Raw genomic sequence first — 22599 nt, 5'->3', positions numbered from 1 at the left:
GCGCCTCAACCGCCGGCGGGGCTGGGTTTGGCTGCGCGGGGCTGGGTGGGGCTGAGTAGGGCTGGGATCGCTTCGGCAGGGCTGGGATTGCTTCGGTAGGGCTGGGTTTGGTTCGGCGGGGCTGGGTTTGTCAGGGGGTGGGGTTTGCTGCTGTGGCTATGGATTTGGCCCAGCGGTAGTCCGCCTTGCCGCTCGGGGAGCGTTGGATGGTGGGGGTGATGACCAGTTGGCGGGGGATCTTGTAGCCCGCCAGGCGGGTGCGGCAGTGGGTCTGGATGTCGGCCAGGGTCGGCTCCGGTGCGCCCGGGCGGATCTGGACCACCGCCGCCACGTGGTTGCCCCACGTCGCGTCGGGGACGCCCGCGACCAGGGCGTCGTACACGTCCGGGTGGGACTTCAGCGCCTGCTCGACCTCCTCCGGATAGACCTTCTCGCCGCCCGTGTTGATGCACTGCGAGCCGCGCCCGAGCACCGTGACGATGCCCTGCTCGTCGACCGTGGCCATGTCGCCGAGCAGCACCCAGCGCTCCGTGCCCTTCTGGAAGAAGGTCTCGGCGGTCTTGGCCGGGTCGTTGTAGTAGCCGAGCGGGACGTACCCGCGCTGCGCCAGGCGTCCCGGTTCGCCCACGGCGACCGGCTCGTGCGTCACCGGGTCCACCACCTGCGTACGGTCGTTGACCTCGAGGCGGAAGCCCTTCTCCGGGCCGGAGTCGTCCGTCGCCCGCCCGTTGGAACCGGACTCGGAGGAGCCGAAGTTGTTCAGGAGCAGCACGTTCGGCACGAGCCGCTGGAACTCGGCGCGCACCGTCTCCGACATGATCGCGCCGGATGAGGAGACGCTGAACAGGGAGGACAGGTCGGTGCCCTTCAGGGGGCCGTTCAGGGCGTCGATCAGGGGCCGCAGCATGGCGTCGCCCACCAGCGACACGCTGGAGACCTTCTCCTTCTCGATCGTCCGGAGCACCTCCTCCGGCGCGTACTTGCGGTGGATGACCACCCTCTGCCCGTAGTTGAAGGCGATGAACGAGGTCAGCGTGGACGTGCCGTGCATCAGCGGAGGGGCCGGGAAGAAGGTCAGGCCGGCGCCGCGCGCCGCGACCCGCTCGGCCAGTTCCTCGGGCCGCTTCACCGGTTCGCCCGTCGGCTCGCCGCCGAACAGCCCGGCGAAGAAGAGGTCCTCCGCCCGCCACATGACGCCCTTGGGCATGCCGGTCGTGCCGCCGGTGTAGATGATGAAGAGGTCGTCGGGGCTGCGGGGCGGGAATCCGCGCTCGGGCGAGCCGGCCGCCTCGGCGTCCGGGTACGCCACCGGCGCGATCGCGGGCTCGGGAGCCCCTTCGGGAGCCGCGCCGACGCGGATCAGGTGGCGCAGCTTCGTCGTCTGCGGCAGCGCGGCCGCGACCCGCTCGGTGAACTCGCCCTCGAAGACGAGCGCGGCGAGATCGGCGTCGTTGTAGAGGTAGACCAGCTCCTCCTCCACATAGCGGTAGTTCACGTTCACCGGCACCAGGCGGGCCTTCAGGCAGGCGAGGACGGTCTGGAGGTACTCGATGCCGTTGTAGAGGTGCAGGCCCAGGTGTTCGCCGGGCGTCAGCCCGCTGTCCAGCAGGTGGTGCGCGATCCGGTTCGCCGCCGAGTCCAGCTCCGCGTACGTGAGGCGGCGCTCGGCGCCGGTCCCGGGGTGGTCCACGTACACGAGGGCCTCGCGGTCCGGGACCACGTCCACGACCGACTCGAACAGGTCGGCAAGGTTGTACTCCACCGTTCCTCCTGACCCTGGAATGTCCATGGCTGGTCTGCTCCGGCGGTCATTAGAGCCCCGCCGACCGCAAGTGGGAAGGGAGTCCTCCAAGAAAACTGACTGTGTGTCAGAAAACTATTGAACTGCACCCCCGCCTACTGCAACCTGTTCTAGGTCTTGAGACGGGAGGACGGCAATGGGTGGGACAGAACACCTGACCGTGGATCGCCACGGCGCCACGCTGGTGCTCACCATGAACAGGCCCGAGGCGAAGAACGCGCTCTCGCTGCCGCTGCTGGTGGGGCTGTACGACGGCTGGCTGGAGGCGGACGCCGACGACACGATCCGCTCCGTGATCCTGACCGGCGCGGGCGGTGACTTCTGCGCCGGCATGGATCTCAAGGCACTGGCCGGAAAGGGGATGGCGGGCGACCAGTACCGGGACCGGCTCAAGGCCGACCCGGACCTGCACTGGAAGGCGATGCTGCGCCACCACCGGCCGCGCAAGCCGGTCATCGCCGCCGTGGAGGGGTACTGCGTGGCCGGCGGCACCGAGATCCTCCAGGGCACGGACATCCGGGTCGCGGGTGCGGGGGCGACCTTCGGGCTGTTCGAGGTCAAGCGGGGGCTGTTCCCGATCGGGGGCTCGACGGTGCGGCTGCCGCGGCAGATTCCGCGCACGCACGCCCTGGAGATGCTGCTGACCGGGCGGCCGTACTCCGCGGAGGAGGCGGCGCGGATCGGGCTGGTGGGGCGGGTGGTGCCGGAGGGGACGGCGCTGGCCGCGGCGCTGGAGATCGCGGAGCGGATCAACGAGTGCGGGCCGTTGGCCGTGGAGGCCGTGAAGGCCTCGGTCTACGAGACCGCCGGGCTGACGGAGTCGGAGGGGCTGGCGTCCGAGTTGCTGCGGGGGTGGCCGATCTTCGATACCGCCGATGCGAAGGAGGGGGCGCGGGCCTTTGCGGAGAAGCGGCCCGCGGTGTATCGGCGCGAGTAGCCCTGTCGGGCTGCCGCCCGGCCCTTGCCTGCTGTGCCCTGCCTTGGCCTGGCTCGGTTCGGGTGCGGCGCCGTTGCCGGGGCGCTGCCCCGGACCCCGCGCCTCAAACGCCGGCGGGGCTGGAAGGTCGGGGCTCCGCCCCGGGCCCCGCGCCTCAAACGCCGGCGGGGCTGAAAGGCCGGGGCTCCGCCCCGGGCCCCGCGCCTCGAACGCCGGCGGGGCTGGAGGGTCGGGGCGCTGCCCCGGGCCCCGCGCCTCGAACCCCCCAGCTACCGCTGGGAGGTACCCCCAGGCGGGGCTTGAAGGTTGGCCCCGGGTTCCGGCTCGGAGCCGTGGTGTGTAAGACGGTGGGTCGGTATGGGCCTGCCCCGAGAGTCATTGGAGAGTCTGTCGTGACAGCCCCCGCGTCCCCGCCCGAGCTGCTTCGGGCGCCGCTTGTCGTCGAGTTTCCCTTCACGCGGTCCCTCGGGCCCGTGCAGTCCGCGTTCCTCACCGGGCTGCGCGAAAGGATCGTGCTCGGGGTGAAGACCTCCGACGGGACGGTGGTGGTGCCGCCCGTCGAGTACGACCCCCGTACCGCCGAGGAGATCCGCGAGCTCGTCGAGGTCGCCGCCACCGGTACCGTCACCACCTGGGCCTGGAACGACCGGCCCCGGCCGAACCAGCCCCTCGACACCCCCTTCGCCTGGGTGCTCGTCAAGCTCGACGGCGCAGACACCGCGCTGCTCCACGCCCTCGACGCCCCCGGCCCCGACGCCGTGCGCACCGGCATGCGGGTGCGCGTGCGGTGGGCCGCCGAGCGGACCGGGGCGATCACCGACATCGCCTGCTTCGAACCCCACGACGGCACCGGCACCGGCAGGGCCGCCCCGCACGACGGGGTGTTCGCGGAGCCCGTCACCGGCATCGTCGCCGAAGCCCGCCTGGACTACACGTACAGCCCGGGCCGCGCCCAGACCGCCTACATCAACGGCCTCTCGCAGCGGAAGACCGTCGGCGAGCGCTGCCCCTCCTGCCACAAGGTGTACGTCCCGCCGCGCGGCGCCTGCCCCACCTGCGGGGTCGCCACCACCGACCAGGTCGAGGTCGGCCCGGCCGGCACCGTCACCACCTACTGCATCGTCAACATCAAGGCGCGGAACCTCGACATCGAGGTCCCCTACGTCTACGCCCACATCGCCCTCGACGGCGCCGGCCTCGCGCTCCACGGCCGGATCGGCGGGATCCCGTACGACGAGGTCCGCATGGGCCTGCGCGTCGAACCCGTGTGGACCGAAGGCGGCCGCTACCCCGACCACTACCGCCCCACCGGCGAACCGGACGCGGACTACGACGCGTACAAGGAGCTCATCTGATGCCCAGGACGAGCAGGCACGCACGCGACGTGGCCGTCGTCGCCTTCGCGCAGAGCGACCACCTGCGCCGTACCGACGAACTCAGCGAAGTCGAGATGGTCATGCCGGTCCTGCACCAGGTCCTGGCGCAGACCGGACTGAAGGCCGGCGAGATCGGCTTCACCTGCTCCGGCTCCAGCGACTACCTGGCCGGCCGGGCCTTCTCCTTCACCATGACCCTCGACGGGGTCGGGGCCTGGCCGCCGATCTCCGAATCGCACGTCGAGATGGACGGCGCCTGGGCCCTCTACGAGGCCTGGGTCAAGATCCAGACCGGCGAGGCCGACACCGCGCTCGTCTACTCGTACGGGAAGTCCTCGCCCGGTCCGCTGCGCGACGTGCTCACGCGCCAGCTCGACCCGTACTACCTCGCCCCGCTCTGGCCCGACTCGGTCGCCCTGGCCGCCCTCCAGGCCCAGGCCCTGATCGACGCGGGCGAGACGGACGAGGCCGCGCTGGCCGCGATCGGCGCCCGCAGCCGCGCGTCCGCCGAGGCCAATCCGCACGCCCAGCTCAGCGGCGCCGTGCCCCAGGGCGACTACCAGGTCAGGCCGCTGCGCACCGGGGACTGCCCGCCCATCGGCGACGGCGCGGCGGCCGTGATCCTCGCCGCCGGGGACACCGCCCGCCGGCTGTGCGGGCGCCCCGCCTGGATCACCGGCATCGACCACCGCATCGAGGCTCACTCCCTGGGCCTGCGCGACCTCACCGACTCCCCGTCCACCCGGCTCGCGGCCGAGCGCGCCGGGGTGTTCGACGCCCCGGTGGACACGGCGGAACTGCACGCGCCGTTCTCCTCGCAGGAGGTCGTGCTCCGCAAGGCCCTCGGGATCGGCGCCGGCGACGGCGACGGCCGGGGTGACGCCGTGGCCGTGAACCCGTCCGGCGGAGCGCTCGCCGCGAACCCGGTCATGGCCGCCGGCCTCATCCGGATCGGCGAGGCCGCCGCCCGGATCCACCGCGGCGAGTCCGACCGGGCCGTCGCCCACGCCACCTCCGGCCCCTGCCTCCAGCAGAACCTGGTCGCCGTCCTGGAAGGGGACCCCGTATGAGCACCTCGGGCAAGGAGCCGGTCGCCGTCGTCGGGATCGGCCAGACCAAGCACGTCGCCGCCCGGCACGACGTCTCCATCGCCGGGCTGGTCCGCGAGGCCGCGTCGCGCGCCCTCGCGGACGCCGGACTGACCTGGGCGGACATCGACGCGGTCGTCATCGGCAAGGCCCCCGACTTCTTCGAGGGCGTGATGATGCCGGAGCTGTACCTGGCGGACGCGCTCGGCGCCGTCGGCAAGCCGATGCTGCGCGTGCACACGGCCGGCTCGGTCGGCGGGTCCACCGCGCTCGTCGCCGCCAACCTGGTCGCGGCGCGCGTCCACCGCACCGTCCTCACCCTCGCCTTCGAGAAGCAGTCGGAGTCGAACGCCATGTGGGGGCTGTCGCTGCCCGTCCCCTTCCAGCAGCCGCTGCTGGCGGGCGCGGGCGGCTTCTTCGCCCCGCACGTGCGCGCCTACATGCGGCGCACCGGCGCGCCGGACACGGTCGGTTCGCTGGTCGCGTACAAGGACCGGCGCAACGCGCTGAAGAACCCGTACGCGCACCTGCACGAGCACGACATCACCCTGGAGAAGGTCCAGGCCTCGCCCATGCTGTGGGACCCGATCAGGTACTCCGAGACCTGCCCGTCCTCCGACGGCGCCTGCGCGATGATCCTCACCGACCGGGCGGGCGCGGCCCGTTCCCCGCACCCCGCGGCCTGGGTGCACGGCGGCGCGATGCGCAGCGAGCCCACCCTGTTCGCGGGCAAGGACTTCGTCTCCCCGCAGGCCGGCAAGGACTGCGCGGCCGACGTCTACCGGCAGGCCGGGATCACCGACCCGCGCCGGGAGATCGACGCGGTGGAGATGTACGTGCCGTTCTCCTGGTACGAGCCGATGTGGCTGGAGAACCTCGGATTCGCGGACGAGGGCGAGGGCTGGAAGCTCACCGAGGCCGGCGTCACCGAACTCGACGGGGACCTTCCGGTCAATCCCTCGGGCGGGGTCCTGTCCACGAACCCCATCGGCGCCTCCGGCATGATCCGCTTCGCGGAGGCGGCCCTCCAGGTCCGCGGCCGGGCCGGGGAACACCAGGTCCCGGGAGCCCGCCGGGCCGTGGGGCACGCGTACGGCGGCGGAGCGCAGTTCTTCGCGATGTGGCTCGTGGGCGCGGAGCCGCCGGCCTCCTGAACGGAACGGACCGCGCGCGGAGTGCCGGACCGGTCACGGGTGACTCACCGTGGCCTGTGCGGCACCCGCTGCGGTGGTTAACCTGGCCCCCGGACGACGTACCGGGAGGAGCACGCACGTGGCCGAGAGCATGACTTCACAGCCGCCGGCCGGCTGGGGCAAGCCGGACCTCGATCTCACCGAGGCGCAGTGGCGCTCGAGCAGCCGGGGAGCGGGTGACGTTCAGATCGCCTTCGTCGAGGGCTTCGTCGCCATGCGCAACAGCGACCGCCCCGAAAGCCCGTCGCTGATCTTCGCGCCGGACGAGTGGAACAAGTTCGTGCTGAACGCGCGGGGCGGGGAGTTCGACCTGACGTAGCGTGCCGCGCACGCACGGCACGGGCCTGGGCGGCCGCACGCCGCAGGCCGTGCGGGCATTCCACGCCGTGCGGGCCGTCCCTTGCCGTACGCGCCGCACCACCGGGGCCGCGAGCCGTCGCCCCGGTGGCCGGCGGCCCGTGGGTAGGCTGGCCGCATGAGCGGAGAGAGCGACCTGCGGAAACTGCTGAGCGGCATGCGGCCCGAACTGAACGAGGGCCGGTACGTGTTCTGCACCGTCCCGGGCCCCGGGATCCCCCCGGGCACCGCACCGGTCGCCACCGTCCTGGAACCCGAGGGCCTCACCCTGGTCCTGCGCCGGCAGGACGCCGACGCGGCCGGCCTCGCCTACGACTACACGGCCGGCTGGATCACCCTGCGGATCCACTCCGCCCTCGACGCCGTCGGCCTCACCGCGGCCTTCGCCACCGAACTCGGCGCACACGGACTGAGCTGCAACGTCATCGCCGGCTACCACCACGACCACCTCTTCGTGGCCGCCGACCGGGCCGCCGAGGCCGTCGCCGTCCTGGAGGACCTCGCGGCGCGTTCGGCGCAGGGCTGAATCTTTCCCGCGGGAGGCCCCCTCCCGGTGTGCGCGGGCGTACGCTGATCTCCAGAACAGGCCTGGGGGGTACCAGCCATGACGGACCGTCCGTCCCGTCTGAACCACAGACGGCGCACCATGATCGAACGCGAGGCCGAGCTCTCCCTCGTCGACGAAGCCCTGGAACAGCTCACCGGCCCCTCGCCGGACGCGGGCGGCGCACTGCTCGCCTTCTCCGGCGCGGCCGGCCTCGGCAAGACCACGCTCCTCGCCGAACTGCGCCGCCGCGCGCACGCCCGCTCCTGCACCGTCCTCGCCGCCCGCGGCGGCGAACAGGAGCAGAGCCAGCCCTTCCACGTCGCCCGCCAGCTCATCCAGCCGCACCTAGCCGGCACCTCCGAAGGCGAACTGCGCTCCGCCCTCGGCAGCTGGTACTCCATCGTCGGACCGGCCCTCGGCCTCTGCGCACCCGAACAGGGCGCCCCGCCCGACCCGCAGGGCCTGCGCGACGGACTCGACTGGGTCCTCACCCACCTCGTCGTGCAGCGCGCACCCGTCACCGTGGTCCTCGACGACGCCCACTGGGCCGACCCCGAGTCCCTCGGCTGGCTCGCCGCCTACGCCCCGCGCGCCGAGCACCTCCCGCTGCTCCTCGTCGTCGCCTACCGGCCCGACGAACTGCCCGCACACGCCGACGCCTTCCGCACCCTGCCCGGCCGCGCCGGACAGCGCCCGCTGCACCTCGCGCCGCTCACCGAACCCGCCGTCGCCGCCCTGATCCGCGACGCGGTCGGCGACCACGCGGACGACGCCTTCTGCCGGGAGGCGTGGACCGTCACCACCGGCAACCCCTTCGAGGCCGTCGAACTCACCGTCAAGGTCCGGGACAAGGGCCTGCCGCCGGTCGAGGCCAACGCGCCGCTGCTGCGCGACCTCGCAGCCGCCCAGCGCGGCAGCGGGCTCGTCGCCCGCCTTGAACGCCTCGGCCCGTCCACCGTCCGCTTCGCGTGGGCCTGCGCCGTCCTCGGCACCGACATCCCCAGGGAGCTCGCCGCCCGGGTCGCGGCCCTCGGCACCGAAGAGGCCGTGGACGCCACCACACGACTGCGCGACGCCCGCATCCTGGCCGCCGCCACCACCGAAGACACCGGAGCCGGGCTGGAGTTCGTCCACCCACTCATCGCCACCGCCATCTACCGGGCCATCCCCGACGCCCTGCGCGTCGCCCTCCACGGCAAGGCCGCCTCGGCCGTCGTCGACGCCGGACTCGGCTCCTCCGCCGCCGCCCGCCACCTCCTGGAGACCCACCCCGAGAACGACCCGTGGGTGGTACGCACCCTGCGCGAGGCCGCCGGCGAGAACCTCCGGGCCGGCGCCCCCGAGGCCGCCCGCCGCCAGCTCGCCCGCGCCCTGCGCGAACCCCCGGACTTCGACGAGCGCGCGGCCGTCCTCTACGAACTCGGCTGCGCCTCCCTGCTCACCGAGCCCGCCAACACCGTCAACCATCTCCGCGCCGCCCTCGCCGAGCCCGTCGACGACCCCGGGCTGCGCCAGGGCATCGTGATACGGCTCGCCCAGGTGCTGGCGCACAGCGACCGCCTCGCCGAGGCCTCCCAGGCACTCGCGCGGGAGATCCCGTACACCCAGGACGTCCGCGCCCGGCTGCGCCTGCAGTCGGAGCAGTTCATGTGGGACGCCTTCAACGCCGCCGAACCCGACTCCCCGGCCCGGTCCCGCCGGTTGGAGCGGCTCGCCGACCGGCTGACCGGGCGCGACCTCACCGAGCGGTACGTCATCGGGCTGCGCGCCTGGGACGCCTGCCTGCGCGGAGAGCCGGTGGACGTGGTCCTGCACCACGCCGGGCGGGTGCTGGAGCAGGAGTTCAGCTGGGCCCACGAGGACCGCGGCTTCGAGGTCCCCGTGCTCGTCGCCATGGTCCACATGTACGCCGACCGGCCCTGGCGGGCGGAGGAGCTGTTTGAGGCCGGCACCGCCGAGTTCGAGCGGCAGGGCTGGCGCGGGGCGCACCTGTCCTTCGCGTACGGCCTGCGCGCCTACATCCGCTACCGGCGCGGGCGGCTCGCCGAGGCCGAGGAGCTGGCCCGGGCCGGCCTGCAGCTCGCCGAGCGCGTGGGCCGCGGCACGCCCGTGCACTGGTACAACATCGCCATCCTCATCACGACGCTGCTCGCCCGCGGCCGCACCGACGAGGCCTGGGAGCTGGGCCGGGAGCACGAGTTCGGCAAGCCCTTCCCGGCCGCGGTGGTCTTCCCCGACTCCCAGACCGTGTACGCCGAACTGCTGCTGGCCCGGGGCGACACCAAGGGCGCGGTCGCGGAACTGGAGGAGGTGGACCGGCGGTTGACCCCGCGCGGCATCCAGAACCCGGCGTGGTGCCCGTGGCGGCTGCACCTGGCCCGCGCGGTGGCCGCGGACGACCCCGACCGGGCGCGGGCACTGGCCGCCGAAGCCGTCCGGCGGGCTCGTGCCTTCGGCGCCCCCTCGGGCATCGGCCAGGCCCTGCGCGTGGCCGCGGAGGTCGCCGCGCCGCAGGACCGGGCCGGGCTGCTGCACGAGGCCGTGGCGCTGCTCGCCGCCTCCCCGGCGGGATACGAACTGGCCTGCGCCCTGGCCGCGCTGGGCACGGAGCTCGGCGATCCGGGACTGCTGGCCCGGGCGGTGCTGACGGCGCGGGAATGCGGAGCCGACGGGCTGGAGGAGCGGACCTCCCGGACCCTGCTGGGCCTCGGCGGCGCGCTGCCCGGCGGCACCGTCGAGGCGGACGGGCTCACGGAGGAGCAGATGGGGGCCGCGCGGGCGGCAGCCCGCGGCACCGGGCCGACGGCCGAGGGCCGGGAGCCCGACTGGGTGCTGTCGGCGGCCTGCCGCACCCTCGGCGCCGACCTCCCCGGTCTGGACGGCGCCCTGGAGGCGCGCGGACGGTGAAGGTGTAGGAGGGGGGCAGGGTGTCCTCCGGACCGGGGCGGCCCCCGATCCGGAGGAGCCCGACCCGGAGGACGGGCGGTGGGTCAGTTCACCGCGTACACGCCGAACAGGTCGACGACCAGGTCGGCGGGCTCCCAGCCCCGGTTCCAGAAGTCGACGATGTCGTTCTTGCCGGTGCTCGCCTGCACCAGGTTCGAGACGGTCTCGCCCTTCGTCCAGTTCAGGTTGGAGGAGTTCGGCGGAGTCGGCCGGACGGCCGTGCTGCTGCCGTACTGGGCGCTGGTGTTCGGGTCCGGAGCGACCGTGAGGTGCCCGCTGCCCTGCGTGTTGGTCACCGTCGCGTTCATCACGGCGCCCGCGAGCTTGACGTCGGGCTTGAACACCGACACGTACCGGTAGTCCTGCCCGTCGACCTCCCAGTAGTACTTCCGCGTGTCGAGCAGGCGCTCCGGCTCGACCGGCAGGTAGCCGGCCTTGCCGTCGGCGCTGTAGTAGCCGGTCACGTCGACGATCACGTCGGTCGGGCTCCAGGAGCCGTTGCGTATGTCGATCCTGCCGTCCGGGCCCACCGGCACGATGACCGAGTTGGCGACGGTCTGGCCGGCGGTGAAGTTCACGTTCGACGTGATCGGCGCCTGCTGCCCGCTGGGGAAGGCGGTCAGGTGGCCGGCGCTCTTGGGCCCGGTGGTCGTCACGGTGAGCGAGACGGCGGTGATGCCCTGGGCCGGCAGCCCGCCCTTGCCCGAGATCTGCACGCCGACCGTGCTCTGCCCGGCGACCTGGCCCTTGGCCGCGCCCAGCCCGTCCCGGGTGTCGACGAGGCGGACCGGTTCCAGCGGGGTGAAGCCGCTCGCGGCGGTCTTCGCGAAGTAGCCCGTGACGTCCGCGATCAGGTTCACCGTGCCCGAGCTGCGGTTGGCCAGTTCGACGTAGCCGTCCGCGCCGACCGGGACGATCGCCAGGTTCGGGACGGACCGCCCCGCCGCGAAGTTGACGTTCGAGGTGGTCGGCTGCTGAGTGCCGGACGCATAGGCGATGACGTGCCCGTCGGCGGCGGCGTCGGTCACGGTGAGGTTCAGGGCCACGGCCGTCACCCCGGCCGGGATGCCGCTGCTGCCCCCGACCTTCACCCGGGTCGTCCCGTAGGGCGCGACCGGCCCGGCCGCGGAGGCGCCGGTGCCGTCCCGGGTGTCCAGCAGCCGGGTGGGGGTGTGCGGGGTGAACTCGGACCCCGCGACGAGGACGTCCTCGCTCTTGGTCACGGACTCCTTGGTGCGCAGATCGGTCGCGGTGACCGTGACCTTGTGGGTGCCGACCTTGGCGTACCGGTGCGAGAAGTCCAGGAACTCGTCCGTGACGGACGTTCCGGGCGCGGAGGTCTGCCCGTCGCCCCAGTCGACGACGACTTCGAACACGTCGATGCCGTCGCTCGACACCCAGGTGGACAGGTCCAGGGTGTGCGCACCCTTGGTGCGCTTCACCATGCCCACCCAGGCATCGGAAGCCGCGGCCCGCGCGGAGCCGGCCGGCGCGGAATCGGCCGCGTGCGCCACCCCGGGCGCGACGAGACCGACGGTTGCCGCCACGGCGACGGCAGAGAACATGACGCGGCGACGGTGCACCGGCCCCCCAGTGTGTTGAACTTGTTCATAAAGGTCGTGATCAGATTACCCTGCGGTCACCGGACTCCCCGCGCCTCCCCGTGCCTCCCGCGGCGCCCCATTCGTGCGCCGCCGCAGGTTGGGCGGCCGCGCCGCCGGGGCAGGGTGATCCCATGGAACACGCCCAGCGGATCTCCCTCTTCCGGAACGAGGCGGCCGCCTTCGAGCAGGCCGTCCGCCGCGCCCTGGACCCCGGCGGGCCCCCGCCGCTGGTCCCCTCGTGCCCCGACTGGTCGGTGTCCGACCTCATCGGGCACCTCGGGGGAGTGCAGCGCTACGTCGACCACGTCCTGCGCGAGCGCCTCCAGGAGCGGCCCGACCCGAGCGACCTCTCCCTGTACGGGCTCCCGGCCGACCCGGCGGCGCTGGCCGCCTGGCCGCGGCCCGAGGCGGCGCCGAACCGGGAGCCGGTGCCGGACGCGCTGACGGACTGGTTCGCTGAGGGCGCCGAGCAGCTGGCGACCACGTTCGGCGAGGTCGGGCCGGACCTGCCGGTGTGGACCTGGGGACCCGAGCGGACCTCGGGCTTCTGGCTGCGGATGCAGGTCATCGAGCTGGCCGTGCACCGCTGGGACGCGCAGTCCGCGACCGGCACCCAGGCGCCCCTCGACCCGGCCCTCGCGACGGACGCCGTGAGCCAGAGCTTCGAGGTGATGGCGCCGGCCCGCCGCTCCTGGTGGTCGTCCCCCGCCGGAAAGGGGGAGCGCTACCGCTTCCGGCGCACCGACGGCCCCGAATCCTGGACGGTCGTCTTCGCGGGGGACGAGATCCTCCTGGAGCCCGGCTCCACCGACCCCGTGGACGTCGAGGCCGAGGGCTCCGCCTCCGACCTCGCGCTCTTCCTCTGGGGCCGTGTCACCGCCCCCGCCCTGAAGGTCACCGGCGACGACGCGCTCCTCCCGCACTGGTTCACCCTGGTCCCGTCGGTGTGACCGGCCCGGGCGGGCAGGCGGCCCGGCGGGGCGCGGCGAGGGAGGCCCCCGATGAGGGGCCCCGGGCCGGAAAACTTCGCCCGGCCACGTACCATGGCGGCATGTCCTTCCTCCGCCGCCACCGCGCCGCCACACCCGCCGGCCCGGACTTCGACGTCCTGGCCATGGACCCGGGGGACTGGCCGGGCAATCTCGGGGCCGGGCTGCTGCCCGCGCCCGACGGCAGCTGCCAGGGTGTCTTCCTCCGCTACGACCTGTTCGGCGGACGCGGCCCCGCGATGATCATCGGCAACCTGCCCGAGGGATCCCCCGCCCGGGACCTCTCCGACGGCCAGGTCCCCTTCGAGGTCGCCCAGCTGCTCGACGCCCTGGAGAACGACGAGGACGTCGAGGTCACCGGCATCGAGGACTGCCCCGTCATGCAGGGCGACAACCTCCTCATCGTCCGGAAGATCAAGCTGTCGGAGTCCCGCATCTCCTGCGTCCAGTTCGACCGCAGCGACAACGTGCTGGTCACCATCGCCAGCTGGGACCGCCCGATCACCGATGACCTCTACGCCCTCCTGAAGCCGCTCCCCGCCGAGCTCTTCCAGCAGGGCTAGCAGCGCACCGAAGACGTCACGCGTCCGCGATGTCGTTCGCCGCCACATAGCCGAACGTCATCGCGGGTCCGATCGTCGACCCGGCCCCGGCATAGCTGCGGCCCATCACCGCGGCGCTCGCGTTGCCCGCCGCGTACAGCCCCCGGATCACCGAGCCGTCCGCCCGCAGCGCGCGGGCCCGCGCGTCCGTCACGATGCCGCCCTTCGTCCCGAGGTCCCCCGGGACGATCTTGAACGCGTAGAACGGCGGCGCCCAGATGGGTGCCAGACACGAGTTCGGGTGCACGTTCGGGTCCGTGTAGTAGTGGTCGTACGCGGTGGCGCCGCGCTGGAAGTCGGTGTCGTTCCCCGTCCACGCCTGCGCGTTGAAGCGGTTGAGCGTGGCCCGCAGCGCACCCGCCGGAACCCCGATCTGGCCGGCCAGCGCGTCCCACGTCCACGCCTTCTTCGCGGCCCCCGCCTCATACCAGGAGTCCGGGAACACGATCGTCGGCAGCACGTCCTTGAACAGGTACTTGTTGCGGTAGTTCTGATCCACGATCAGCCACGCGGGAATGTGCGAGCCGGCCGCGCCCCGGTCCTTCTCGTACATCACGTGCACCACATCGCTGTACGGCGCCGCCTCGTTGACGAACCGCGCGCCGTTCCCGTTCACGATCAGCCCGCCCGGCAGGGTCCGTTCGGCGAGGCAGAAGTACGGTTCCCCGGGCAGCGGGATCGACGGGCCCCACCAGGCGTCGTCCATCAGCGCCAGTGCCGCGCCCGCGCGCCGGCCCGCCCGGATCCCGTCGCCCGTGTTCTCCTTCGCGCCCACCGACCACTGCGTGCCGATCGGCTGCTGCTGGTACTGCGCCCGCATCTGCGCGTTGTGCTCGAAGCCGCCCGAGCCGACGACCACCCCGCGCCGGGCCCGTACGGTGCCCCGCACGCCCTCCTTCTCCACCACCACCCCGGTCACCGCGCCGCCCTCCTGGACCAGGTCCACCAGCGGGCTGTTCAGCCACACCGGTACGCCCGCCCGCTGGAGCCCGGCGCGCAGCCCGGCCGCCAGGGCCTGGCCCATCGTCAGCGGCTTCTGCCCGAGCAGCGCCGCCTTCGCGCCGCGCGCCAGGCACTCCGTGGACACGGCCAGGCCCTTGGCGTTGACCGCCGCCAGGTTGAGCCACTTGTAGTCCGCGCTGAACACCACCATCCCGGCGGGCACCGGCATGTACGCCGGGTTCAGCCGGGCCAGTTCGGCGCCGAGGATGTTCCCGTCGATCTGGTCCGGCTCGATGGACCGGCCGTTCGGCAGCCCGCCCGGCAGGTTGGGGTAGTAGTCGCTGTACCCCTCCATGAAGCGGAACCTGAGCGGACTGTTGGCCATCACGAAGTCCAGCATCCGCGGACCGTTGGCCAGGAAGGCGGCCTGCCGGTCGGCCGGCACCTCGGGGCCGACGACGGCCGCCAGGTACGTCGCCGCCTTCTGCGGGGTGTCCGGCACGCCCGCGCCCAGGATCACCGAGTTGTTGGGCAGCCAGATCCCGGCCCCGGAACGGGCCGCGGACCCGCCGAAGGTGGGCGCCTTCTCGACCACCAGCACGCTCAGCCCGCGCTTGGCGGCGGTGAGCGCGGCGGTCATCCCGGCTGCCCCGGACCCGACCACGACGACGTCGTACTCGCCGAGCGGCGGCCCGGCCTGGGCGCCGTCGGCCCGCGCGGCGGCGGCCGGCAGCACGGTGGCGGCGAGCACCCCGGCGCCGGTCCCGGCCAGCACGCTGCGGCGGGACGGGAGGGCTCCGGGGGACGTGCGTGAAGCGCTTGCGGACATGTGCAGGCTCCAGCGGAGTGGGGAGGAGGGGAGGGACCCAGCATGTCTGATGCTGAGTCAGAAAAGGTGTTCGGGGGATCATGTGATGTCAAGGCATCCGGCGCCACCGGCGCCTGCGGAGCGGTCCCCGTCCGCGAGGAACCGCGCCGCGTACACCCCCGCACACGAGCGAAGTCCCGCGGCGGTGGGGGCCACGGGACTTCGCGATGGTGGGACGGACCGGCGGGGTCAGCGGGTGCCGACCGCCGCACGGACCGCTCTGCGCGCCATGCCGGCGTCGTCGTGCAGGCGGCGCAGCAGCAGCCGCTGCTCCTCGCCCGAGGACAGGGCGCCCGCCGGCAGGGGCTGGGCCGGGGCGGTCGCCAGCATCGAGCGCTGTACGGCCGTCTCCGACATCCGGATCTCCCGGGTCAGCACCAGCATCAGGTTGACCAGGAAGGCGTCGCGCACCGCCGGACCGGCCGACTGGGCGAGCCGGCTGATCTGGCTGCGCGCGGCCGGGGCGTCGCCCAGTACCGTCCACAGCGTGGCCAGATCGTAGCCCGGCAGGTACCAGCCCGCGTGCTCCCAGTCGAGCAGCACCGGCCCGGCCGGGGACAGCAGCAGGTTCGACAGCAGGGCGTCGCCGTGGTTGAACTGCAGCGCCGTGCCCGACAGCTTCACGCCGTGCAGCAGCTTCTGCAGGTCACCGAGGTCCCGGTCGGTCAGCAGGCCCAGCTCGTAGTCCCGGGCGATCCGCCGCGCGTAGTTCAGCGGGGTCCCGAACAGATCGCCCGGCGGACGCCACTGGTTGACCCGGCACACCGCGCCCAGGGCGGCCCGTACGTCGACCCGCGGCGGGGCCTCCACGGGATGCCGCTGCAGCGCCGCGACCCGGCCCGCCATCCGCTCGACGATCAGTACGCAGTTCTCCGGGTCGGCGGCGATCAGCCGCGGCACCCGGACCGGCGGGCGGTGCCGGACGAACGCCCGGTACGACCCTATTTCGTGCCGGTACCGCTCGCGCCATTCAGGCGAGTGGTCCAGTAAAACCTTCGCGACGGCGGTCATCCGCCCGGTGGTGCCCACGAGCAGGACCGACCGGCCGCTGCGCCGCAGCACCTGGACGGGCGCGAACTCCGGACAGATCCTCTGCACCGAGGCGAGCGCGGTGCGCAGTTGCGCCCCCTGCGGCCCGGAGAGGTCGATTCTTCCGCTGAGCGGCTGCGATCCCGCCCCCGGCATCCGCCGCGCCCGTACGGCGCCCTGCGCCGGAGCCGCGGGGCGGCCGGGTTCGAGGTAGGGGCCGCCGCTCGCGGGGAGCGTGCGGTGCGGCCGGACCGGGGCGGACACGGAGGACGTTGCTGCGTACATGGCGTTACGGATCCCTTCGTGCGCCGACGAGTTGCGTACGCCGCCCCGCCGGATCCCGTGCATCACCCTGGGGAGTTCCGCCGGTGACCGGGTCGGGGAGGCGCATTCCTACCTGACACCCGGCGCGAGGTGGCGAACCATCGGGCGTGCCCTGGCGAAGCCTGGCGAATAGTCGCTGGGCATCTGACGGCGGGTTACTGTCAACTCAGCCGAGAACCTGGGGGCTTGACGTGAGCAAAGGTCCAAACACCCGCTTGAACGACCTGTTCGGCCTGGCCGGCTGGTCCAAGGGCGAACTGGCGAGGATGGTCAACCGGCAGGCGGCGGCCATGGGGCACCCCCAGCTGGCCACCGACACCTCGCGGGTGCGGCGCTGGATCGACATGGGGGAGACCCCGCGCGAACCGGTGCCCACGGTACTGGCAGCACTGTTCACCGAGCGGCTCGGTCGTGTCGTGACCATCGAGGACCTCGGGTTCGTACGGCAGCGGCGCACCAGCAGACGGCAGCCGGGCGGGGCGCAGGAGAACCCCGACGGAATGCCCTGGGCGCCCGAACGCACAGCCGCGGTCCTCACCGAATTCACGGGAATGGACCTCATGCTCAACCGTCGCGGTCTGATGGGCGCGGGCGCCGTGCTCACCGCCGGCTCCGCCCTCACCAACGCCATGTACGACTGGCTCCACACCGACCCCGCGCTCGCCAAGGAGGCGCAGCGCTTCGGGGAGTCCTTCCAGGCCGACCCAGCGGGCTACGACCGCTACGAGGCCGCCCCGATCGGCTCGCAGGAGATCGAGGCGCTGGAACGCTCCGTCGAGGTGTTCCGGGCCTGGGACGCCTCGAGAGGCGGAGGGCTGCAGCGCAAGGCGGTCGTCGGCCAGCTCAACGAGGTGGGCGGAATGCTCGCCTACCACCACCCCGACCACCTCCAGCGGCGCCTGTGGGGGGTCGCGGCCAACCTCGCCGTGCTCGCGGGCTGGATGTCCCACGACGTGGGCCTGGAGCCCACGGCGCAGAAGTACTTCGTCATCGCCGCGCACGCCGCGCGCGAGGGCGGCGACCGGCCGCGGGCCGGCGAGGCGCTCTCCCGCGCCGCCCGCCAGATGGTCCACCTGGGCAAGCCGAACGAGGCCCTGGACCTGATGAAGCTGGCCCAGTCCGGCTCCGGCGAGCAGACCCTGCCCCGCACCCGCGCCATGCTGCACACCATCGAGGCCTGGGCGCAGGCCGCCATGGGCAAGGGCCAGGCCATGCGCCGCACCCTGGGCGAGGCGGAGGAGCTGTTCGTGTCCGACAAGGGCGACGTGCCGCCGCCGAGTTGGATGCAGCACTTCGACGAGGCGGACCTGCACGGCATGCAGGCCCTGGCGTACCGCACCCTCGCCGACCACGACGCCACGGCGGCGCCCATCGCGGCCCGCCACGCCAAGGAGGCCCTGCGGCTGCGCGGCGAGGGCTACCAGCGCTCGCAGATCTTCGACTACATCTCGATGGCTTCGGCCTGCTTCATCGCCGACGATCCCGAACAGGCCGACCGCTATGCCCGGCTCGCCCTGGTGTCGATGAACGAGACCTCCTCGCACCGGACCTGGGACCGGCTGCGCGAGATGTACCGGCTCACGGGCCAGTACGCCGGGTACGCGCGCATCGAGGACCTGCGCGAGGAGATCGAACTGGCCCTTCCCGACATCCCGGCGGCGCGCAGCCCGCGCGGTTCGGTCGTGTAGTGCGGGAAGGCGTACGGAGACGAGAAAGGCCGCGCCTTCCGGCGCGGCCCACAAGTCCCTGACCCTTCTTCGCCCCTTCTTCCCCGCCACCGCACGGAGCCCCGGCGGGGTCCTTCCGGCTAGGGGCCGACCCGTGCCACCAGCACGCACGCGTCGTCCTCGCGCTCGCTCTCGCCGAACTCCTCGATCACCATGCGCACGCAGTCCTGAGCCGACCGTGCCGCCGAGAAGCGCGGTGCGAGCGCCAGCAGCCGCTCCGTTCCGTCGGCCCTGCTGAACTCGATGCTGCGCGGCGTCAGTCCGTCCGTGTGCAGGACGAGCACGTCGCCCTCCTCGAGCCGCTCCTCGGCCTGCCCGTACGAGGCTCCGGAGGTCGCGCCCAGCAGCACGCCCTCGGGCGGCAGCAGCGAGCGTCCCGAGCCTCGGCGGAACAGCAGGGGGGCCGGGTGGCCGGCCTGCGCCCAGGACAGGACGCGGCGCTCGGGATCGTAGCGGCAGCACACCGCCGAACCGAGGGCCGGCTGTACGGAGGTCTCCAGGAGCTGGTTCAGCCATCCCATCAGGGGGCCGGGCTCGATGCCCGCCATCGCCATGCCGCGCAGGGCGCCGAGCATCATCGCCATGCCGGAGGTGGCGGTCACCCCGTGCCCGGTCAGGTCACCGACCGTCAGCATCGAGCTTCCGTCGGGGAGTTCGAGGGCGTCGTACCAGTCGCCGCCGATCAGGGCGCTGGTCGCGGACGGCAGGTAGTGCGCGGCCACGTCGAGCGTGCCCGTGTTGCTGTGCGGGAACCGCAGGGAGCCGCGCCACGGGGGGAGCACGGCTTCCTGCAGCTCGACCGCAAGCCGGTGCTCGGTCTGCGCGATCTCCCGCTGGCGCTGCAGCGAGTCACGGGACTCGCGCACCGCCCGCTGGCTCCGGCGCAGTTCACTCACGTCCCGCAGTACGGCCCACATGGAGGCCGTGCAGCCGTCGGAGTCGAGTACCGGCTCGCCCCTCATGTGCAACGTCCGGACCCGGCCGTCGGTCCGGACGATGCGGAACTCGCCGTCGATCGCCTTGCCGTCCACCAGACACGCGGTGACCCAGGCGGTGAGCAGCGGCTGGTCCTCGGAGAACAGGGTGGAGCCCATCTCGTCGAGCGGGAGCGCGCCCGCCTCGGGGGACCGCCCGAAGATCTGGAACAGTTCGTCGGACCAACTGACCTCGTCGGTCAGCAGGTTCCACTCGGCGCTGCCGACCCGGGTCTGCGCCTCGGGGCCGGCCTCGGGCGCCGCCTGCGGGAGCACGATGGTCTCCGGCGCGGGCGGCAGGCCCTCCTTGAGCTGGCCCAGGTGCTCGCGCAGGTCGTCGAGGTGGTGCACGGCGAGATCGCACAGCGCGCGCTGCCAGCGGCCCTGGGCGTCGTCGTCGTCCACCACGGTGTCGCGGCGGACCGCGTCCACGTCACCCCGCAGGCGCCGGGTCTGTGAGATCAGTGCGTCCACTGACCCCGGCTCGGGCGGCTGCGCGGGACGGTCCGCGAACAGGTGGGACGGCATGAGAACTCCGATACAGGCGCGGCACGGCCAAGTCTGAAGGAAGGACCGGTTACGACTGTTGCACAGGCGGCGACGGCGTGTAAGGCGTTTGGCAACATCCGCAACGGCCTTGCTCCTGGCATATACCTGAGGCCTTACGGCGCGTCCCTCCCGTACGAACGAATCCGGTCAGCCGAGGTCAGGGCCTCATGATCGGCCCTGGCGCGCCCGCCTCCCCGGTCCCGCGGCTGAGGGCTCCGGCGGCCCGGAAGGGAGCGGGAAGCGACGGCCGGAAACAGGCCCTCGGGGCGCGGCGGATCGAGCGTACGGCCGAGGCGTACGAGCCCCGCGCCTCCGTTCGGGTCGGGAACGACGCCCCTGCCGTGGTACCCCCGAACGAATGACCCCCGCCGCCGTCGGCCGCCGCTGTCCGCCGTCCCGCCCCCGGACTTCCCAGCGCCCCCCTTGATCGCTACCCTACGTGTCGGTAACGAACCGGGGGTGGCCCGCGCGGCAGTACGGACGCGGGCCCGCGCAGGGTGGGGACGACACACATGACCGGGCAGAACCACCCGGCGGGGCAGAGCCGCCGGTCCTTCCTCACCTATCTGGTCGCGGCGCCGACGCTCGCCCTCGTCACCCGCGCCGGCGCCGACGCGCTGGCCCCGCAGCCCGCCCGCGCCGTGGTGCCCAGCCTGCCCGCCATCGCCGACGTGATCGACCTCGGCGACCTGTTCATCCTGGCCGGCGCACCCACCTCGGCGCTGCTCGCGCTCGCCGTCGAGGCCGACGGGACCGTCCGCTTCCGGCTGCCGCGGGAGGAGGTCGGCCAGGGCCTCACCACCGCCGTGGCCATGCTGGTCGCCGAGGAGATGGACGCGCCGCTCGGCGCCGTACGCGTCGAACTCGACGACGCCCGGCCCGAACTGCTCTTCAACCAGCTCACCGGATCCTCCAACTCCATCCGCTCCCTCTACGGGCCGGTCCGCCAGTGCGCCGCCACCGCCCGGGCCCGGCTCGTGGCCGCCGCCGCCCGCCGCTGGGGCCTCTCCCCGTCCGCCCTGACCACCGCGAACGGCGCCGTCCGCGCCCCGGACGGCCGCACCGCCGGCTACGGCTCCCTCGCGGCGGCCGCCGCCGACCCGGGCCTGGTCGTCCTCGGCGCCACCCCCAAGAAGACGGCGAAGCACACCCTGGTCGGCAAACCGACCGGCCGCATCGACGCCCGCGCCATGGTCACCGGGGCCCAGCGGTACACCCTCGACCTCGACGTGCCCGGGGCGAAGCCCTGCGTGGTGCGCCGGCCGCCCACCCTCGGCGGCAGCGTCCGTACCGTCGCCAACCTCGCCGCCGTCAAGGCCATGCCCGGCGTCCTGCACGTGGTGACCGTGCCGACCGGGGTCGCCGTCGTCGCCGAGACCTTCGGGCAGGCCCTCACCGCCAAGGCAGCCCTCCAGGTCACCTGGGGGCCGGGCCCCGCCGACGCGCTGTCCGACGCGCAGGTCCGTACGAAGCTGCGCGCCGCCACCCCGCCGCTGCTGGTGCCGCCGCTGCTCACCCCGTACGTGGACGCCGAGTTCGACTTCGCCTTCGTCAGCCACTCCCCGATGGAGACCAACTCCGCCGTCGCCGACGTACGGGAGGACCGGGCCGAGATCTGGTCGGGCCTCAAGTCCCCCATCGTGGCCCGCCAGACCATCGCCGCCGACCTCGGCCTGCCCCTGGACAAGGTCACGGTGCACGTGGTCCAGGCCGGCGGTTCCTTCGGGCGGCGGCTCTTCTTCGACGCGGCCCTGGAGGCCGCCCGGATCTCCAAGGCCTGCCGCCGCGCCGTCCGGCTGATGTGGACCCGTGTGGACGACACCCGGCACGGCCGGATGCGCCCCGCCACCCACCACCGGATCCGGGCCACGCACCTGCTCGGCGAGATCCTCAGCTTCGAGCACCGGGTCGCCGCCGTCGAGACCGACTTCCGGCACGGGCTGGGCGAGATCATCACCGCCACCGCGGCCAGCCTGCCCCTGGGCATCGGCAACGCGACGCTGGCCCAGACCCTGTTCCTGACCACCGTGAAGTCCCCGTACCACTTCGGGCTCACCACCCAGGCCCTCACCGAGGTGCCGACCGGCATCCCCACCGGGTCCTGGCGCTCGGTGTACTCGGCCAACACCCGCGGCGCCGAGGAGATCGTGGTCGACGAACTGGCCGCGGCGACCGGCCGCGACCCGTACGCCTTCCGCCGCACCTTCCTGAAGACCGCCGCCCAGCGGGCCGTGCTCGACAAGGCCGCGACGGAAGGGCAGTGGGGGCGGCCGATGCCGGCGGGCTGCGCACAGGGCATCGCCTTCCACGAGGAGTACAAGTCCCGCACGGCCTGCCTCGTCGAGATCGACACCCGCGACCCGGAGCGCGTGCGCGTGACCAAGGCCGTCATCGCCGTGGACGTGGGCCTGCCCGTCAACCCGCGCGGGCTCGAGGCCCAGATGGTCGGCGGCCTCACCGACGCCATCTCCACCACCCTGCGCGCCGGACTGCACCTGGACAAGGGCCTCCCGCTGGAGGGCAGTTACAGCCAGTTCCACTGGGCCCGGCAGCGCGACACCCCGCGTGACGTACAGGTCCACGTGCTGCCCGCCACCGGAGACGAGCCGGGCGGGGCGGGCGAGCTCGGCGTCCCGGCCGCGGTGGGCGCCATCGCCAACGCCTGGGCCCGGGCCACCGGTGCCAAGCCGCGCAGCTTCCCCCTCGACTTCGATGTCGACTTCACCCCCTACCCGCGATAGACCGC

The 22599-nt window shown here is 73.2% G+C and carries 16 protein-coding genes; 11 read left to right on the top strand and 5 right to left on the bottom strand.

Annotated features, from left to right (window positions below):
- Nucleotides 1-130: 130 nt before the first annotated feature.
- The gene (locus tag ACFWP3_RS17890) at nucleotides 131-1762 is read right to left on the bottom strand and encodes an acyl-CoA synthetase (RefSeq protein ID WP_384221739.1); all 1632 of its coding nucleotides are present in this window, start codon (nucleotides 1760-1762) and stop codon (nucleotides 131-133) included.
- 175 nt (nucleotides 1763-1937) lie between these two features.
- Here ACFWP3_RS17890 and ACFWP3_RS17885 point away from each other — a divergent pair, with 175 nt between their 5' ends.
- The 7 genes from ACFWP3_RS17885 to ACFWP3_RS17855 all read left to right on the top strand — a co-directional run bounded on the left by ACFWP3_RS17885 (nucleotide 1938) and on the right by ACFWP3_RS17855 (nucleotide 10206).
- Nucleotides 1938-2738, top strand: coding sequence for a crotonase/enoyl-CoA hydratase family protein (locus ACFWP3_RS17885; protein ID WP_384221737.1), 801 nt, complete (start codon nucleotides 1938-1940; stop codon nucleotides 2736-2738).
- 392 nt (nucleotides 2739-3130) lie between these two features.
- On the top strand, nucleotides 3131-4093 hold the full coding sequence (locus tag ACFWP3_RS17880; RefSeq protein WP_384221735.1) for a Zn-ribbon domain-containing OB-fold protein: 963 nt from the start codon (nucleotides 3131-3133) through the stop codon (nucleotides 4091-4093).
- Complete coding sequence (locus ACFWP3_RS17875; protein ID WP_384221732.1) at nucleotides 4093-5184, top strand: thiolase domain-containing protein; 1092 nt, start codon at nucleotides 4093-4095, stop codon at nucleotides 5182-5184. Before ACFWP3_RS17880 ends, ACFWP3_RS17875 begins: the two co-directional genes overlap by 1 nt.
- The gene (locus ACFWP3_RS17870) at nucleotides 5181-6356 is read left to right on the top strand and encodes a thiolase domain-containing protein (RefSeq protein ID WP_384221731.1); all 1176 of its coding nucleotides are present in this window, start codon (nucleotides 5181-5183) and stop codon (nucleotides 6354-6356) included. Before ACFWP3_RS17875 ends, ACFWP3_RS17870 begins: the two co-directional genes overlap by 4 nt.
- 130 nt (nucleotides 6357-6486) lie before the next feature.
- Complete coding sequence (locus ACFWP3_RS17865; RefSeq protein WP_384221747.1) at nucleotides 6487-6714, top strand: DUF397 domain-containing protein; 228 nt, start codon at nucleotides 6487-6489, stop codon at nucleotides 6712-6714.
- A gap of 156 nt (nucleotides 6715-6870) precedes the next feature.
- A complete protein-coding gene (locus tag ACFWP3_RS17860) occupies nucleotides 6871-7278 on the top strand; it encodes an ACT domain-containing protein (protein WP_384221728.1) in 408 nt (135 codons plus the stop codon).
- A gap of 120 nt (nucleotides 7279-7398) precedes the next feature.
- Nucleotides 7399-10206, top strand: a complete 2808-nt coding sequence (locus ACFWP3_RS17855; protein WP_384221725.1) for an ATP-binding protein — start codon at nucleotides 7399-7401, stop codon at nucleotides 10204-10206.
- A gap of 83 nt (nucleotides 10207-10289) precedes the next feature.
- Here ACFWP3_RS17855 and ACFWP3_RS17850 read toward each other — a convergent pair whose 3' ends face one another.
- Nucleotides 10290-11810 (bottom strand): hypothetical protein, encoded by a 1521-nt coding sequence (locus ACFWP3_RS17850; protein ID WP_384221722.1) that lies wholly within the window; start codon nucleotides 11808-11810, stop codon nucleotides 10290-10292.
- A gap of 170 nt (nucleotides 11811-11980) precedes the next feature.
- On the opposite strand from ACFWP3_RS17850, the gene ACFWP3_RS17845 reads away from it, so the two are divergent.
- Complete coding sequence (locus ACFWP3_RS17845) at nucleotides 11981-12799, top strand: maleylpyruvate isomerase family mycothiol-dependent enzyme (RefSeq protein WP_384221719.1); 819 nt, start codon at nucleotides 11981-11983, stop codon at nucleotides 12797-12799.
- 101 nt (nucleotides 12800-12900) lie between these two features.
- Nucleotides 12901-13401 (top strand): hypothetical protein, encoded by a 501-nt coding sequence (locus ACFWP3_RS17840; protein WP_384221716.1) that lies wholly within the window; start codon nucleotides 12901-12903, stop codon nucleotides 13399-13401.
- Nucleotides 13402-13417: 16 nt separating this feature from the next.
- Here ACFWP3_RS17840 and kstD read toward each other — a convergent pair whose 3' ends face one another.
- Entirely contained in the window at nucleotides 13418-15211 is a 1794-nt protein-coding gene (gene kstD / locus ACFWP3_RS17835; protein ID WP_384221713.1) for a 3-oxosteroid 1-dehydrogenase, read from the bottom strand.
- 228 nt (nucleotides 15212-15439) lie between these two features.
- Entirely contained in the window at nucleotides 15440-16564 is a 1125-nt protein-coding gene (locus tag ACFWP3_RS17830) for an aminoglycoside phosphotransferase family protein (RefSeq protein ID WP_384221710.1), read from the bottom strand.
- Between the two features lie 230 nt (nucleotides 16565-16794).
- On the opposite strand from ACFWP3_RS17830, the gene ACFWP3_RS17825 reads away from it, so the two are divergent.
- Entirely contained in the window at nucleotides 16795-18291 is a 1497-nt protein-coding gene (locus tag ACFWP3_RS17825; protein ID WP_384221707.1) for a hypothetical protein, read from the top strand.
- Between the two features lie 119 nt (nucleotides 18292-18410).
- On the opposite strand, the gene ACFWP3_RS17820 is transcribed toward ACFWP3_RS17825, so the two are convergent.
- On the bottom strand, nucleotides 18411-19832 hold the full coding sequence (locus ACFWP3_RS17820) for a PP2C family protein-serine/threonine phosphatase (protein ID WP_384221705.1): 1422 nt from the start codon (nucleotides 19830-19832) through the stop codon (nucleotides 18411-18413).
- A 533-nt stretch (nucleotides 19833-20365) separates the two neighbouring features.
- Here ACFWP3_RS17820 and ACFWP3_RS17815 point away from each other — a divergent pair.
- Nucleotides 20366-22594: a molybdopterin cofactor-binding domain-containing protein gene (locus ACFWP3_RS17815; RefSeq protein WP_384221702.1), complete on the top strand. Its 2229-nt coding sequence runs from the start codon at nucleotides 20366-20368 to the stop codon at nucleotides 22592-22594.
- Nucleotides 22595-22599 lie beyond the last annotated feature (5 nt).

The organism is Streptomyces sp. NPDC058525 (genome assembly GCF_042719495.1).
GTDB lineage: Bacteria > Actinomycetota > Actinomycetes > Streptomycetales > Streptomycetaceae > Streptomyces.
The sequence above is the reverse complement of the archived record's forward strand: the minus strand, read 5'-3'. Positions and strand labels throughout refer to the sequence as shown.